Here is a 14,562-nt window from a genome sequence, read left to right as displayed (position 1 = left end):
GCGGTCTCTCCCGACTCGCCCGGGTCACCCCTTGAACGAGCTGACGCGGCGGTGGCTGGGATCCGCGCGCATGTCCACGTGGCCGCAGTTACCGCACCGCCAGACGTACGCGCCGATCTTCTCGGCGGCGTCGCCGTCCGCCCCCGACACGGTCCAGTCCCGCCCGCACCGGGCGCACTCGTCGGGCCGGTACTTGGTCTCGACCGACGCCGCGGCGTCGCCGTCGCCGACCTCGGGGACCGCGATCGACGCCGCGACGGCGCGGACGTCCTCGTCGCGCATCCGCGGTCGGAGCCCGTTCAGGTACTCCCGCAGCCGCCCCGCCCGGTCGAGGAGCCGCTCGTACCGCTCCTCGTCGGTCGGGCCGTCGTCCGCCTGCCACTCGTGCATCGACAGCAGGATCGTGGTGCGGTAGTACTTGTCGAGCAGCAGGTGGTAGTTCGCGCGGTTCGACAGCGTCTCGACGCACTCGACGAGGTCCCCCTCGAACACCGGGCGTTCGAGCGCCCGATGATATCGCTGCCGCTCGGGCGCCGGCCCGTCGCCCGAGCGGTCGCGGACGCCGAGGACGCGGCAGTGCGGCGCCGCCGACTCGACCCGGTCGAGGACCGGTTCCGGGTCGCCGCCCCCGAACGAGTCGTCCAGCACGAGGACCGCGACCCCCGCGTCGAACGCCTCGTCGAACTGCGCGTTCGTCAGCGCCGGCCGGGCCTCGTACCCGTCCAACCAGAGCCCGTAGAGGTCGGCCCTTGTCCGGTTCGTCTCGCAGACGACCACCGTCGACACCGGGAGTTCCATCCGTCTCACCCCCGGGTTCCGCCCGACTCGGTTCGGTTCCCGGTCATCTCACTCGTCCCGCCCCGCGGGCGCCGGCGACGACCCGCGCATCGACTCGGAGAGGCGCCGCGGTTCGACGGAGAACGAGTGAACGGTGGCGAGGTCCTCGACGAGCGAGACGGCCCGCTCCACCGACTCCTCCGCCCGGCGGAGCTCCGCGTCCGGATCGTCGCCGGTAGCCGCGTTCAGCCGCTCCTGGGCCTCCCGGAGCGGGACGCCGAGGTCATCGGCGAGCACCTCGCCGAACTCCGTCAGGTGCCGCTCGATCTCCTGTTCGTGCTCCTTCGACTCCGTCACGTCCTGAACGAAGCTGACGGCGTGCGTCGCCTCGCCGTCGCCGTCGACGACCGGCGAGACGTCCACGCGCCCCCAGAACGGCGTCCCGTCCGCCCGGTAGAGCACGAGCGTCGCGGAGCCGCGGTCGCCGGTCTCGACCGCCGAGGCGACGGTCCGAAGCCGGTCGGGGTCGGTGTCGTCGCCGGCGAGCGTCGACACGCCCTCGCCCGCGACGGCGTCGCGGTCGTAGCCCGTGACCGACTCGAACGCCTCGTTGACGTAGGTGATCGGGCCGGCCGACCCGGCGGTCTCGTGGATCGCGACGCCGACCGGCGCGGTCTCGACCGCGCGGTTCTTGAGCCGGAGCTCGCGCTCGCGGCGCTTCCGAACGGTGATGTCCGTCGCGATGCCGACGATCCGCGTCAGTTCGCCGTCCTCGTAGACCCCCGACGACTGGTCGTGGACCCACCGGACCTCCCCGTCGGGTCGCACCACGCGGTACGTCTCCTCGTAGGCGTCGGGGTCCTCGCGCTGCTCGGCCAAGGCCGCCTCGACCCGCTCCCGGTCGTCCGGGTGTATCGCCTCGACGAACGACATCGGGTCCGCCACGAGCGCCTCCGGCGCGCGCCCCCAGACGTCCTCGTACGCGTCGCTGACGAAGTCCATCGACTCCTTGCCGGGCGCGGAGATCCAGATTACCTCGCCGGCGCTCGCCTGGATCCGGTCGAGCATCACCGCCCGCTCCTCGCGCTCCGTCACGTCGAGCGCGAGCCCGACCACCCGGCTGACCCGCCCCGCCTCGTCGAGGGTCGGCTGGAGCCACGCTTCGAGGGTCGAGTCGCCGACCTCGACGAGCCCGTGCGCGGGCTCGCCGTCGAGCGCGGCCGCGACGTGCCGACGCATCTCGGGCTGGTCCGCGAACACGTCCTCCGCGGCGTCGCCGCCGGAGACCGACCGCCCGAGCCGTCGAGGGAGCGTCTCGCCGCGAAGCGTCGACACCGTCCCGTCGGGCTCGACCTCGAACAGCGTCAGCGGGACCCTGTCGACGACGGTCTCGACGGCCTGTCGCAACCGCGCCAACTCGGACTCGCGCTCGCGCCGCTCCGTCAGGCTCCGACCGATGCCGACGATCCCAGTGGGCGCCCCGTCCGAGTCTGTGACGAGCGCCCCCGTGAACTCCACCGGGGTCGTCTCGCCGTCCTTCGCGACCAGCTCCGCCTCCGCGGTCGCGCTACCGGTCTCTACGACGGTCTCTATCGCGTCGGCGATCCGCTCCCTGTCGGCGCCGGCGAAGAGCTCCAGCGCGTCCATGCCCGCCAGCTCCTCGTCGCCGTAGCCGGTCAGCCGACTGAAGCGGTCGTTCCACCGCCCGATCGACCCGTCGGCGTCGAGCGCGTAAAACGCGTCGTCGATGGCGTCGAGGAGCTGCGCCGTCGACTCCGACCCGAGCCGCGACGCGGCCGGCGCCGCCGCGACCCCGTCCATCCGCCGGGCGAGCAGCGTCGTCTCGTCGACGCCGTCCCGCCGGACGAACACGTCCGCCGCCCCGACCGCGAGCGCGTCGTCGATCATGCCGGCGTCGGTGACGACCGCCAGCACCGGGACGGTCGGCAGCGCCTCGCGGACCACCGCGAGCGGGTCGACGCCGGACTCGGGGGACAGCTCGCAGACCGCCAGCCGCACGCCGGCCGCGTCCACCGATCCGGCGTCGGCCTCCGGTTCGTCGTACGACGCGACGCCCTCCGCGGCGGCGACGGCGGAGGACTCCGCGGCCGCCTCGCGGACCAAGTTCGCGTCGGAGCCGAAGTGAACGACCGCGTCGCGCGTTTCCCGTCGCTTCATAGCCTCTCTCCCCGGGTCCGGGATAAAAACGCACGGCGCAAATTATCAGGCCTAAATACCTCGGCGACGCCTCGCCGCGCGGAGTGGATTTTTGTCGGCCCGAACCCGACGAGGCGTATGGCTCCCAGTTCGACGCCGCGCGGCCGCGTCGGCGTCGCCGACCGCACTCGTCCGACGACCGCGGGGGGACGTCAGTGACCGGCGACCGGAGCGCCGCCGACACAGAGGGGTCCGGTGCCGAGGGGTCCGGCGCCCTCGACGCGTTCCGCCGGTTCTTCGCGTTGGAGCGCGACGTGCTCGTCCTGTCGGCCGCGATGTTCGCGTTCAGCTTGGGGTTCCAGATGACGAACCGGTACCTGCCGGAGTACATGGTCGCGCTCGGGGCGTCCGGGTTCGTCGTGGGGCTCTTCGGAACCTTCGGCAACGTCATCTCGGCGCTGTACCCGTATCCCGGCGGCGCCGTCTCCGACCGGATCGGCTCGCGGTACGCGCTCACCCTCTTCGGGCTGCTGTCGACCCTGGGCTTCCTCGTCTGGCTGGTCGCGCCGGGGATCGGTCCGGTCTCCGTGGCCGGGCTGGTCGTCGAGCCGTGGGTCTGGATCTTCGTCGGCCTGGTCCTCGCGCAGGCGTGGAAGTCGTTCGGCCTCGGCGCGACGTTCGCGGTGGTCAAGCAGGCGACGGCCCCCTCGCGGCTGGCCGCGGGGTTCGCCAGCACGGAGACGTTCCGGCGGACGGCGTTCCTGATCGGCCCCGTGCTGGCCGCCGTCCTCATCGGGCTCCGCGCGGAGTTCACCGTCAGCTTCCGGTACGTCCTCGCGGTCGGAGTGGTCTTCGGCGTCCTCGGAACCGCGGTCCAGCACGTCCTCTACGACGCGAGCGGCGACTCTCTCGGCGACTCGTTCGCGGGCTTAGCCCGGATCCGAGAGGACCTGCGGGAGATGCCGGCCCCGCTCCGGCCGCTGCTCGTCGGCGACACGCTCGTCCGGTTCGCGAACGGGATGGTGTACGTGTTCTTCGTCCTCGTCGTCACGCAGGTGTTTCAGGTCGGCCTCGACACCACCGTCGCGCTCGGCGGGTTCGCCTACGACGTCGACCTCTCGCCGCAGGCGTTCTTCGGCTACCTCCTCGGCGTCGAGATGCTCGTCGCCCTGCTGATCATGGTCCCCGCCTCGAAGCTCGCGGAGCGCGTCGGGCTCAAGCCGGTGGTCGCCGTCGGCTTCGCCGTCTACGCCGTCTTCCCCGTCGTGCTGATCTACGCGCCGGCGCTGGCGGGGTCGGCGCTCCCCCTCTGGGCCGTGATGGTCGCCGTCTTCGCGTTCTCCGGGCTCCGGTTCGCGGGGCTCCCGTCGCACAAGGCGCTGATCGTCGGGCCGGCGGAGCGGGGAACCGGCGGCCGCGTCACCGGGACGTACTACCTGATACGGAACACGGTCGTGATCCCGAGCGCCGCCGTCGGCGGGTACCTGTGGGACTTCGTCAGCCCGGAGGTCGCGTTCACCGTCGCGGCCGTCATCGGCGTCGTCGGGACCGGCTACTTCCTCGCGTTCGGCGAGGAGTTCGAGGCGTACGCCTGAGGCCGACGAGCGGGACCCCACGACGCCGTCGCTCGCTTAGTCCGCCGGTTCCGGACGCTCGCCGTCGTCGCCCGCGCCGCGCTGCCGCTCCGGCAGCGGCCCGTCGTACCCCTCCGGGACGTACGGACAGAGCGGGTCGCTGCCGGTCGGGTCGCCGGTGGCGGCGTACGCCCGCGACCGGCTCCCGCCGCAGACGTGGCGGAACTCGCAGGCGCCGCACTTCCCGGAGAAGCCGTCCGGGTCGCGGAGCGACTCGAAGAGGTCCGCGTTCCGGTAGAGGTCGACAACCGACCGCTCGCGGACGTTGCCAGCCGACTCGGGGAGGAACCCGGACGGGTACACCTCGCCGGTGTGGCTGACGAACGCGAACCCGCGCCCGGCCGTGATCCCGCCGCGGCGTCCCGCAGCGCCGTCGGTCTCGCCCGCCTCCGCGCGCTGGATTCCGACGCGGCGGTAAAAGGGCGCTTCCGTCGTCTTGACCCCGAACCGCTCCTCGTCGGACACCTCGTGGAGCCACGCCATCGCGTCCTCGGCGCGCTCGGGCGAGACGGGGTCGAGGACGCGGCCGCGACCCACCGGGACGAGGAAGAAGACACTCCACAGCACCGCGCCGAGCTCGCGGACGCGGTCGCGGATCGCCGGGAGGTCGTCGACCGTGTCGGCGCAGACCGTGGTGTTGACCTGGAGCGGGATCCCGGCGTCGCGGGCGGCGCGCGCGGCCGCCACCGTGTCAGCGAAGCTCTCCTCGCCGCGGAACGCGTCGTGGCGCTCGCGGGTCGAGCCGTCGAGGCTGAGCGCCATCCGCGCGATCCCGGCGTCGCCGAGGTCGCGGACGCGCTCGGGCGTGAGCGAGCGGGTCCCGCTCGGCGTGACCGTCATCCGGAGCCCCAGATCGTCGCCGTCCGCGACCAGCTCGGTGAGGTCGTCGCGGGCGAGCGGGTCGCCCCCGGAGAGGACGACCAACTGTCCGTCGCCGAACGCGGCGGCGTCCTCCAGCAGTCGCTTCCCCTCCGCGGTCGTCAGCTCGTCGGGATGCCGCCGCGGTTGCGCGTCGGCCCGACAGTGCCGACAGGCGAGCCCGCAGGCCTGCGTGACCTCCCAGACGAGGACTAGCGGCCGCCGGTCCGTGTCGAGGTCGTCGAACATCTGTCGGGATCGGATACGATCCCGATCCGTTTGGGGCCGTTCCCGAACGTGTTCCCCAAGCGGTTACGGCGGGCGATACCCGGACTGGTTCGACGGGTACTTCGCCGTCGGCGGCGACCTCCTCGTGAATGAGTCGCTACCGGACGGCCGGCCGCTTCGTGCTACTGTGTGCGGTCTGGGGAACGGCGTTCATGGCGACGGACGTCGGCCTCGCGGACCTCCCCGCGGTGCCGTTCGCGGCCGTGCGCTTCGACGTCGCCGCCGCGCTGCTGTTCGGCGCCGTCCTCGCCACCGGTGCGGATGTCCGCCCCCGGACTCGGGACGACTACGTCTACGTGCTCGTCGGCGGTGCCCTCATCATCGGCGCCCATCACGCGTTCCTCTTCGCCGGCCAGCGGTACGTCACGGGCGCCGTCGCCGCCGTGCTGTTGGGGCTGGTCCCTGTGGTGACCCCGGCGCTCACGCGGCTCGTCTCGACCGACGAGGAGTTCACCGCCGCCACCGCGCTCGGCGTCGCGCTCGGGTTCGTCGGCGTCGTCGTCATCGCCGACCCCGACCCCGCGAACCTCGCGGACAGCGTCCTCGGCGTCGCGCTCGTGCTCGCGTCAGCGCTCGCGTTCGCCGTCGCCGCGGTCGTCACCCACAGCCGCTCGCCGTCGATGCCGTTCCTCTCCACGCAGGCGTGGATGATGGCGGTCGGCGCGGGAGTCCTCCACGCCGCCGTGCTCGTGCTCCCCGGGCAGTCGTTCGCGGCCGCCACGTGGACTCCGTCCGCGCTCGGCGCCGTCGCCTACCTCTCCGCGGTCGCCGGCGTCGGCGGGTTCCTGCTGTACTTCACGTTGCTGGACGATCTCGGCCCCATCGAGATGAGCTTCATCGAGTACGTGATCCCCGTGTTCGCGGCGCTGGCGGGCTGGCTCGTGCTCGGGCAGGAAGTGACGCCCGCGGCCGTCGTCGGGTTCGCGTTCATTCTGGCGGGGTTCGTCGCCGCGAAGTGGCGGGCGTTGCGTGGAACGTAGCGGCGCGCGGGTACGGGTTCACGGCTCTGTTGAAATCCTGTTCTTCAGACAGACTTTCAGCTGAAACAGCCAGTTGATCGGAGCCGCTTCTTGATCGAGTGCGGGAGTACGCCATTTATAAGTGCCCGTCGCTGTCGCTCACGACTATTTAAATACGACATCGCGGACGGCGATCTGCGACACTCACTCCCGGAATCGCTCGATCGTTAGGTCGCGGTCGCGTCGCCCTCGTCGGCTCCCCTCTCCGCTGCGGCTCGCTCGTCCACGGGAACCTCCCTGCCGTCGGCCGGCCAGATCGCCGTGACGGTCGCGTCGGTCGCGTCGGTCTCGACCGCCGCGTAGGCGTAGCCGCGGTCCTCTAAGCGCGGGAAGAGGAACTTCGGGGTCCGGTCGTTGTACTGGACCAAGACGTCGCCGTCGCCGAGGGTCTCGACGCGTTCGAGCGTCTCGCGCAGCGGCTTCGGCGGCCCGAGGTTCCGCACGTCGAGGGAGATGGTCTCCCCGCTCGTCGGCGCGTCCGTCCGCTCGGCCACCGCCCGTTCGACCGCCGCCTGATCGCCGGGTTCTCGGTTCATACCTCGGAGTACGAACCTCATCCCCGGATTGTTTGTGACGAACATGTTCCGACGAGCGCGGAGCCGAAGGTACTTCCACCCCGGTGCCGAACGGGCGCGCATGGCACAGGCACGCCTCCGCGTGACGATTCCGGACGGCCCGTGGGTCGGCGACGTCTCGCGGGAGTTCCCGGACGCGCGGTTCCAGGTGTTGACCGCGACGCCCGAAGACGGCGCGGGGTTCGCGCTGGTCCGGGTCACCGCGGACGACACGGACCCGGTCCTCGACGCGATCGACGACCACGAGACGATCACCCACTCGTCGGTGATGGCCGAGGACGACGGGATGGTCACCGTCCAGGTCGAGGCGCTCGTCCCGCTCCTCCAGACCGTCGCGCGGCGGGCCGGCGTCCCCATCGAGATGCCGGTCGAGATCCGCGACGGCGTCGCCCGCGTCGACGTGACGGGCGACCACGAGCGCGTCGCGAAGTTCGGCGACGCCCTCCGCGACATCGGCGCGGAGTTCGAAGTCGAGTACGTCCAACAGCGCGTCAACCCGGGCGGGTCGCTCACGGAGCGCCAGCGCGAGGTCCTCTTCGAGGCCGTCGACCGCGGCTACTACGACGTGCCCCGGGAGACCACGCTCACCGAGGTGGCCGACCACGTCGGCATCGCGAAGTCGACCTGTAGCGAAGTGCTCCAGCGCGTGGAGCGCACCATCGTCAGGGAGTTCGTCGACGACCTCCCGCGGCGTCCGATCGACTTCGAGTCCCCGGAGGACGACGGGATCGAGCGGATTCAGTAGCGGCGGTCGAGGAGGTTCGAGCGGTCGCCCCGCGCGACCGACCGTCTCTTCTCAGAGTCGCCGCCGGCGGACCAGTCGCGCCGCGACGGCGACGGGGACGACGCACCACGCGACGAGCGACGCCGCCAGCGAAGTCGCCGAGAGCCCGCTCCCGGCGAGGACGGCCGTGAACCCCCCGCCCGCGGTGGTTCCGAGCCCGCTCAACACGAACACGCGGAACGCGCTCACCGGGTTCGACAGCACCAGCGCCGACAGCGCGGCGTCCGGCAGCTCGGCGGCCGCGACGATCCCGAGCGCGAGCAGGTCGTGGACGAGCACGAACCACACCCAGACGAGCAGCGCCGAACCGAGCGCGTGCGTCTTCTCGCGGGCGACCGTCGACAGCAGCAGCGCGACCGCGAGGAACGCGCCCCCGACCCCGACCGTCCCGCCGAGGAACCCGAGGAACGCGGAGAGCGCGCCCGTCCCGAACTCGCGGACGATCAGCGCGCCGCTGAAGCCGAAGCCGAGTACCGTCGCGCCCGCCAGCACCGCTAATCGGCCGAGGTACGTCCCGGCGACGACCTCGCTCCGGCGGACCGGCAGCGAGAACACGACCGCGAGCCACCCCTCCTCCTCGCGGCCGACGATCGCGTCGTAGCCCAGAGCGAGCGCCGCCAGCGGGACGAGGTAGGCGGCGAGGCTCGTCAGCGACGCGACGACGCGCTCGGCGCCAGCCGGCCCGACCGCGGAGCCGCTGAACGTCAGGATCACCCCGCCGAACACGACGAAGAGTCCGGTGAGCGCGAGCGCCCACCGGCTCCGGACCGCCAGCCGGTACTCCGTGACGGCGACGACGAGGACGTGCCGGAGCGCGTCGCGGACGCCGTCGTTCGTCGACGTCGGGGCCGCGTCGGCGGTCGCCGTCGACGCCGACGAGTCGGCGGACTCCGCGTCGGTCTCGGCGTCGAGCGCCTCGACCGCGGTCGCCGCGTCCGGGTGGCCGCCGTCCGGACGGGTCGCTTCCTCCGTCCCTTTGTCGGACCGCTCGCGCGGGTCGCTCACGGCGCCACCTCCTCGGGGTCGCCCCCGGCACGGCGCGCCGCGTCGTCGTCGACCGCGTCGCGGAACGCCGCGCGGAGCCCGCCGGACCCGCCAGCGGTTCCGCGCGTGGACTCCGGCTCGGTCGCGGCGGGGGCCTCGTCGTCCGCCCCCGCTGCGAGCTCGTCGACGGGGCCCGCCGCGCGCACCCGCCCGTCGTGGAGGACGGCGACGCGGTCGCAGAGCCGCTCGACCTCCCCCAGCACGTGCGAGCAGAACACCACCGTCGCGTCCGTCTCCGCCGTGATCTCCTCGACGATGGCGTGGAACTCGTCGACGCCGCGGGGGTCGAGCCCGGCCGTCGGCTCGTCGAGGACGAGCACGTCCGGGTCGGGTAAAAGCACCGTCGCCAGCCCGAGCCGCCGCTGCATCCCGTTGGAGTAGCCCGAGACGCGGCGGTCGGCCTCGTCCGGGGTCAGCCCGACCCGCGCTATCGCCTCGGCGGTCCGGCCGTCCTTCGGGAGGCCGCGCGTCGCGCGGTGGACGCCGAGGACCTCCCGGCCGGTGAGCCCGTCCGGGAACCCGACGTGCTCGGGGAGGTAGCCGACCCGCTCGCGGATCCGCCGCCCATCCTCGGTCACGTCGGTTCCCCCGACCTCGACGGTCCCGGCGTCCGGCCGGTCGTGGCCGACGAGCAGCCGGAACAGCGTCGACTTGCCGGCCCCGTTGGTGCCGATGATCCCGAACGTCGAGCCGCTCGGGACCGTAAGCGTGAGCCCGTCGAGGGCGGTCACGTCCCCGTACGCCTTCCGCACGTCGGTCGCGTCGATTCTCATGGTGTGTCCTCCGTGTCCGCGGTTCGGTTCGCGGCGCGCGCGGCGTCGCCGTCGGCGGGCTCGCCGCCGCTCGCCGCGTCGCCCGACGGTTCGTACGCGCGCCAGTCGTGGTTCGGCTCGACGAGCGGACGGCGGTCGACGACGCCGGGCGTCTCGATCACCGGGAACGAGCTCTCGGCCAACCGGACCGCCTCGAACGCCGGGCTGTTCGCGAACGCCGCGGCCTGCGGGTTCTCGGCCACGAGGTTCTCGACGATCCCGATCGGCCGGTGTCGGACCTCGCTGACGCCGTCGCCGTCGCGGTCGGCCACCTGCGCCCCCGACCAGTAGTTGCCGCGGCCGGTGCCGTTCCACGCGACGAGCGAGTTCCGCGCCGTGCGGACCGCGCGCTCGTTGCGGACGAAGCTGTTGCCCGCGACGACCTCGCTCCCGCTCTCTGCGGCGCTGTGGACCCCGATCCCGTTGCGGTAGATCAGGTTGTCCACGAGCCGGTTCCCCTGCGCGTTGTAGAGGTAGAGCCCGTTGCGGTTCGCGACGAGGCGGTTGCCGGCGATCGTCGAGTCCTCGATGTCCTTCGCTAAGATCCCGTGGCCGCTGGAGCCGTCGTTGCGCAGGGCCGTGTTGTTCCGGACGGTCAGCCCCTCGCTCACCATCAGCGCGTAGCCGACGCCGTTGTCGGCCGCGACGTTGTCGACGAGGCGGTTGTCGTCCGAATACATGTAGTGGACGCCGTAGCGCGCGCCGCGGATCGCGTTGTCCTCGGCGAGCACGTCCGTCGCCCACGAGAAGTAGATCCCGTCGCGGACGTCGGTGATCTCGGTGTCGCGGACGACGGTCCCGCTCGTCTCGAACAGGTGGATCCCGTTGCCGCGGTCGGTGACCGGGAACACGTCCTCGCGGCCGTCGATCCGCACGTCCTCGACGACGGCCTCGTCGGCGCTGTCGACCCAGATCCCGTACGCCGTGTCCGTGATCCGGACCGACTCGATCCGGGCGCGGTCGCCCGCGACGAAGACGCCGGCGTCCTCGGTGCCGAGGTCGCTTCCGGAGCCCCGGACCCACACCCCGGAGACGGTGACGTTCTCGCCGGATATCGTGAACACGCGCCCCTCGCCGCCGCCGTCGATCACGGCGCCGTCCTCGCCCGCGACGAGCCGCAGGCCGTCGACGCTCGCGTTCACGCGCTCGTCGAACCGCCCGTCGAGGACGACCGTCTCGCCGGGGTCGGCGGCGTCGACCGCGGCCTGCGCGGACGCGAACGACTCGCCGTCGACGGTGGCGGTCCCGTCGCGCTCGGGCGCGGTCACGCCCGCCGCGGCGAAGTCGGTCGCGACGTCGAGGCCGGGAGCGCCCGTCGCGTTCGACGACGCTGACGCGCCGCCCGCGTCCGGGGCGCCGCTCGCGGCACCCGCGTCCGCGACGCCGGACCCGGCGACCGGGAGCGCGACGCCGAGGGCGACCGCGATCAGCGCGACGACGCAGGCGGCCGCGAGGAAGCCGGCTTCGCGGCGGTCATCGGACATGGTCACCCCCTCCGAGGTCGCCGTTCCGGTCGGCGTCCTCGCCGCCCGTGACGCGCTCGCGGATTTTCCCGGGAAGCCCCCGGGCGAGCCTCGGGAGCTCGTCCACGGTCGCTTCGAGGTCGCGCGCGAGGTATGCGGTCGCGAGCAGCAGGACCGCGAGGACCGTCATGTACCCGCCGGGGCCGAACCACGCGAAGCCGCTGATGTTGGCGACCTCGTAGGGGCCGAGCAGGGGCGGCGTGAACGACTCGATCCCGCGGAGGGGCGCGTCCGGGTCCAGCGAGTGGCCGGCCTGGTAGAGCCGGTACTGGATGAACGCGAACATCCCCACGAAGACGGTGATCGTCCCGACGAGCTGCGCCGTGAGCCCGGCCTTCAGCTTCCGGACGGTCGGCGCGAACGCGACGAACGCGCCCGTCAGGGCGAGCCCGACGAACACGGCCGGCCCGAGCAGCCACTCGGGGACGTCGATCGCGGCCTCGCTGACGGCGTAGTTCGGGTCGACGAACACCGGGTCGGGGTAGTGGAACCCGGCGTACTTGTTGAGCCCCTGTACCTCGGCGAAGTCGCCGCCCAGGCGCGGGTAGGCGTACAGGTCGATGAGCAGCTCCTGACCGGGGTACTGCGGCGCCGTCAGCGAGATCGTCCACACCGGGACCAGCAGCGCGCCGACGAGCAGCGCCGCCGCCGCCAGCGGGAGCGCGCGCCGGATCTCGGTCAGCCGCGCGAGCGACGATCTCATGGCGTTATTCCTCCGGTTTGACGATGAGCCGCGAGCGCATCTCCAAGTGTAGCGCGCTGCAGAAGTGCGCGCAGTAGACCCAGTATACCCCGGGCTCGTCCGCGGTGAACGTCGCCTTCCGCGTCTCCTGGGGCGCGACGCGCATGTGGACGTCGTGGTCGGGAATCGCCACCGAGTGGAGCATGTCGCTCGTCGTCTCGATGTTCGTCACCTGCATCTCGACCTCGTCGCCCTCCTGAACGACCATCTCCTGGAACCCGTAGTGGTTCCGGGTCGAGTACATCTCGATCTCGACGCGGTCGTCGGCGACCCGCTCCATCGTCTCCTCGCCCTCGGCGGTGTAGTCGAGGTCGAGGTCCTCGGGGTCGTACGTCGCCTTCGGGTTTATCTTCGATTTATGGCAGATAGACGCGTCGTGCGGCTCGGCCTGCGCCGGCGAGTCCTTCACCAGCTCCATCCCGTTCTCGTCGTCGCCGATGTAGATCAGCTGGTCGTTCTCGGGGTGCTGCGGGCCGACCGGGAGGAACCGGTCCTTCGAGAGCTTGTTCAGCGAGACGAGCCAGTCGCCCGCCGGGTCCTCGGTGTACGACTCCGACGCGATGAGGTGTCCGGGGTTGTAGTGGACGTCGATCTTCTCGATCACCGGGCTCTCGGAGCGCGCGTCGGCCTCGACGGCCTCCTCGATGTCCCACTTGACGACCTGCGAGTCGATGAACAGCGTCGTGTACGCGTGGCCGCGGCCGTCGTAGGCGGTGTGGAGCGGGCCGAGCCCGAGCTTCGGCTGGCCGACGATGGCGTCCGCGGGGTCGTCGACCTCGTCGATCCTGTCGATGTCGATGACCGTCGCCGTGGGGTCGAGCTTCCCGCTGACGATGACGTACTCGTTGTCGGGGGTGACGCTGACGCCGTGCGGGCTCTTCGGCGTCGGGATGTAGTGGACGATCGGCTCGTCCCCTTGGTTGAGCGGGCTGTCCTTCCGGCCGTCGACGACCGGGACCTCGTTTATCGTCTCGTAGTTCCCGGCCTCGACGGCCGCCTCGATCCGCGGGATGTCGAACGCCTTCACGTCGTCGCGGTCGGCGCGGGTCATCCCCGACTCCGTGGCCGCCTCCTCGGAGTTGTAGGCGCTGGTGAAGAAGTACCGGCCCTCCTTGCTCCCGTCGCCGTTGTCCATGTTGCCGTCGATGAGGACCTCCCACTCGACGTTCATCGACTCGGGGTCGATGGCGGCGAGGACGGAGCCGTACGAGTCCGGGTCCTCGAGGTTCCCGCTGCCGTCGTTGGGAATCGGCGTCCGGAACTCGCCGACGCCGAAGATGAGGTCGGTGTCGGGCAGCTGCGCGCAGGCGCCGTGGGTCCCCTGCTGGTTCGGGATGTCGACGATGGCGTCCGTCTCGAAGTACGTCAGGTCGATCCGGGCCATCCGGCCGTTCGCCTTGTCGTTGACGTACGCGAACCGGCCGTCGTAGTCGCCGTCGGTCTGGCTGATCCGCGGGTGGTGGGTGTCGCCCCACGTGTACCCCCCGGCCTCCTCGAGCATCTGCTTGCTCTCGTCGTCGAACCCGTACCCCCGGCTGGCGTCGTAGTTGAACACCGGGATCCGGATGAGTTCGCGCATCGACGGGAGCCCGTACACGCGGACGTCGCCGGCCTGCCCGCCCGAGAGGATCGCGTAGTACTCGTCGTGCTCGCCCGGCGGGACGGAGTTGTCGACCCCGCTCGCCGAGGCCGTCCCCTGGACGTCGTCCTCGCTCAGCAGGCTGGTACAGCCCGCCAGCCCGCTGAGTCCGCCGGCGGCCGCGCCGGCCTTCACGAAGTCGCGGCGACGGACGCCCGGGAGCATCGAGTCGAACCCGTCCGCCGAGCCCGTCGTCTGGTCGCCCGATTCCCCCGCGTCCGTGGACCGCTGTGTGTCGTTCGACATGAGTTGGTACGCGAGCGGCGATTCCCTCGCGACAGGCGGACGTTGCGCGGTGCCGTATATAGCCCCTCAAGCGGCTTGCTGCGCGGTTGGAAGCGCGCGAACACGTTCGGCGATCGCCGACCGCGTTTCGAACGCGTGAGAACGCGGTCGGAGGGCCAGCGCCGGGGTCGAAGCGACCGCCGGTGGCCCTCGGCGGAGAATCCACACCGCGTCCGGGTGCGATCGACACCGGCACGGCGATGTACGACCGCGGGAGTAGGTGTAGTATGTCGTGAGTGAGGTCGTTTATAAGTAGAAACCCAGTTTTGCCGTTGGCTGTTTATAAATGGTTGAGACCGCTGGGACGACGGCCTCCAAAGCCGCAGTCGTTCGGTCGTACGCAAGAGACAACAGATCGACAGCAAACACCGCCAAAGCCCCAGTCGTGAGGCGGGCGCACGCTCGCCGCGCTCCTCGCTCGCGTT

12 protein-coding genes are annotated in these 14,562 nt (G+C 71.7%); 3 read left to right on the top strand and 9 right to left on the bottom strand.

What is annotated here, in order from left to right:
• Positions 1-24: 24 nt before the first annotated feature.
• Both DVK07_RS18120 and DVK07_RS18115 read right to left on the bottom strand, forming a co-directional pair.
• Complete coding sequence (locus tag DVK07_RS18120) at positions 25-798, bottom strand: response regulator receiver protein (protein WP_121598330.1); 774 nt, start codon at positions 796-798, stop codon at positions 25-27.
• A gap of 48 nt (positions 799-846) precedes the next feature.
• Positions 847-2,955, bottom strand: a complete 2,109-nt coding sequence (locus tag DVK07_RS18115) for a PAS domain S-box protein (RefSeq protein WP_121598329.1) — start codon at positions 2,953-2,955, stop codon at positions 847-849.
• A 194-nt stretch (positions 2,956-3,149) separates the two neighbouring features.
• Between DVK07_RS18115 and DVK07_RS18110 the strand changes: the two genes are divergently transcribed.
• Entirely contained in the window at positions 3,150-4,529 is a 1,380-nt protein-coding gene (locus DVK07_RS18110; RefSeq protein ID WP_121598328.1) for an MFS transporter, read from the top strand.
• Between the two features lie 36 nt (positions 4,530-4,565).
• On the opposite strand, the gene DVK07_RS18105 is transcribed toward DVK07_RS18110, so the two are convergent.
• Positions 4,566-5,675: a radical SAM protein gene (locus DVK07_RS18105; RefSeq protein WP_121598327.1), complete on the bottom strand. Its 1,110-nt coding sequence runs from the start codon at positions 5,673-5,675 to the stop codon at positions 4,566-4,568.
• 128 nt (positions 5,676-5,803) lie between these two features.
• Here DVK07_RS18105 and DVK07_RS18100 point away from each other — a divergent pair, with 128 nt between their 5' ends.
• Positions 5,804-6,694: a DMT family transporter gene (locus DVK07_RS18100; protein ID WP_121598326.1), complete on the top strand. Its 891-nt coding sequence runs from the start codon at positions 5,804-5,806 to the stop codon at positions 6,692-6,694.
• A gap of 206 nt (positions 6,695-6,900) precedes the next feature.
• Here the strand turns inward: DVK07_RS18100 and DVK07_RS18095 are convergent, their stop codons facing one another.
• On the bottom strand, positions 6,901-7,314 hold the full coding sequence (locus DVK07_RS18095) for a DUF2249 domain-containing protein (RefSeq protein ID WP_121598325.1): 414 nt from the start codon (positions 7,312-7,314) through the stop codon (positions 6,901-6,903).
• Between DVK07_RS18095 and DVK07_RS18090 the strand changes: the two genes are divergently transcribed.
• Entirely contained in the window at positions 7,313-8,053 is a 741-nt protein-coding gene (locus DVK07_RS18090) for a helix-turn-helix domain-containing protein (protein ID WP_121598324.1), read from the top strand. The two genes, DVK07_RS18095 and DVK07_RS18090, sit on opposite strands and share 2 nt — an antisense overlap.
• A 51-nt stretch (positions 8,054-8,104) precedes the next feature.
• Here the strand turns inward: DVK07_RS18090 and DVK07_RS18085 are convergent, their stop codons facing one another.
• The 5 genes from DVK07_RS18085 to nosZ are packed head-to-tail and all read right to left on the bottom strand — an operon-like array spanning position 8,105 to position 14,098.
• Positions 8,105-9,097, bottom strand: coding sequence for an ABC transporter permease (locus DVK07_RS18085; protein WP_121598323.1), 993 nt, complete (start codon positions 9,095-9,097; stop codon positions 8,105-8,107).
• Positions 9,094-9,909 carry an ABC transporter ATP-binding protein gene (locus DVK07_RS18080; protein ID WP_121598322.1) on the bottom strand — a complete coding sequence of 272 codons (816 nt, stop codon included), beginning with the start codon at positions 9,907-9,909 and terminating at the stop codon, positions 9,094-9,096. The genes DVK07_RS18085 and DVK07_RS18080 overlap by 4 nt, the downstream gene beginning before the upstream one ends.
• Positions 9,906-11,432 (bottom strand): nitrous oxide reductase family maturation protein NosD, encoded by a 1,527-nt coding sequence (gene nosD, locus DVK07_RS18075; RefSeq protein WP_121598321.1) that lies wholly within the window; start codon positions 11,430-11,432, stop codon positions 9,906-9,908. The genes DVK07_RS18080 and nosD overlap by 4 nt, the downstream gene beginning before the upstream one ends.
• Positions 11,422-12,174 carry a hypothetical protein gene (locus DVK07_RS18070; protein ID WP_121598320.1) on the bottom strand — a complete coding sequence of 251 codons (753 nt, stop codon included), beginning with the start codon at positions 12,172-12,174 and terminating at the stop codon, positions 11,422-11,424. Before DVK07_RS18070 ends, nosD begins: the two co-directional genes overlap by 11 nt.
• Before the next feature lie 4 nt (positions 12,175-12,178).
• Complete coding sequence (gene nosZ / locus DVK07_RS18065; RefSeq protein WP_121598319.1) at positions 12,179-14,098, bottom strand: TAT-dependent nitrous-oxide reductase; 1,920 nt, start codon at positions 14,096-14,098, stop codon at positions 12,179-12,181.
• Between the last annotated feature and the right edge of the window lie 464 nt (positions 14,099-14,562).

It is taken from the genome of Halorubrum sp. Atlit-26R, assembly GCF_003666015.1.
Classification (GTDB): Archaea; Halobacteriota; Halobacteria; order Halobacteriales; family Haloferacaceae; genus Halorubrum.
The sequence above is the reverse complement of the archived record's forward strand: the minus strand, read 5'-3'. Positions and strand labels throughout refer to the sequence as shown.